The organism is Streptomyces calidiresistens, assembly GCF_014141525.1.
Classification (GTDB): domain Bacteria; phylum Actinomycetota; class Actinomycetes; order Streptomycetales; family Streptomycetaceae; genus Streptomyces; species Streptomyces calidiresistens.
The window spans coordinates 1-930 of sequence record NZ_VKHS01001310.1; the positions used below are offsets into that span (position 1 = coordinate 1).

The following is a 930-nucleotide window of genomic DNA, read 5'->3' on the forward strand; positions in this document are numbered from 1 at the left end:
GGGGGCGGCGGGCACGGCGGAGGGGAGAGCCGTGGCCGGGGTGCCGGACACGTCTCTCCCCTCGGTGCTCCTCGTTCCCCGGGTCCGGGGGCGGGTGGTCCGCCCCCGGCCGGGGGTTCGGTTGCCGGGATCCCGGAAGAGGGGACTCCGATCAGTCGAACGTGATCACCACGGGCTGGAAGACGCTGGTGTTGACGGCGAAGTTGTCGTTGCCCAGCTGGCACAGGGTGGTGCTGTTCGACTGCTGGCTCAGAATGCCGGCCAGGAAGCCCTTGTTGTCGACGTCGGCGCCCTGCGCGGTGTTGCCGCAGACGTTGGCCAGGATGGTGGTCTCGTCCCCACCGGCCTTGCCGTAGGCGCTCGCGGTGGCGGCGGTGGCGCCGAGCATGGCGGTGGCGGCGGCGGCAGCGGCCACCATCTTGAAGGAAGTACGCATTGATGCTCTCCTGTCGTGATCCTCCGGAATGAGGACGATTCGAGTATTTGCCGCAAGAGCCTCGCAATCACCTTGAAATGCCCCAAAGTGCGCCATCGGGAGAGCAAGTACCCCCCGTGGGGTGAATCTCCCCGGAGTGGGGTCCGCCGTCCGGGCCCGTTCGACTCCCGGTGGGCGCGATACCGGGGTACCGGGGCGCCGGCGGGGGGCCGGACGAAGGCGGGGAAAGAGGGGAACGAGCCGATCGGTCGCCCAGCGCCGCAAGGGAGTTGACGGGACGTGGGGGCCCGGGTCCGATGTGCGACGAGGAGTCAGGGCCCGCCGCCGGGCCCCGGGGGGCAGGCCTCCGCGACTCCCATCGGCGTCGGGCGGCCGGCCCGGGAGACGGCCGCCGTCGTGGCGGCCCCGCCGGAGGTCCGCGCCGCGCGGGGGAGTCGGGCCGGCTGATCCCGGGCGGGCCCGTCAGTCGGCCCGGGGCCCCGTCGGGCGGTGTC

General features: G+C 72.9%; 1 protein-coding gene. It reads right to left on the reverse strand.

The window, feature by feature from the left end; all coding sequences use genetic code 11:
• Positions 1-151: 151 nt before the first annotated feature.
• Positions 152-436: a hypothetical protein gene (locus FOE67_RS27040; RefSeq protein WP_182667447.1), complete on the reverse strand. Its 285-nt coding sequence runs from the start codon at positions 434-436 to the stop codon at positions 152-154.
• Positions 437-930 lie beyond the last annotated feature (494 nt).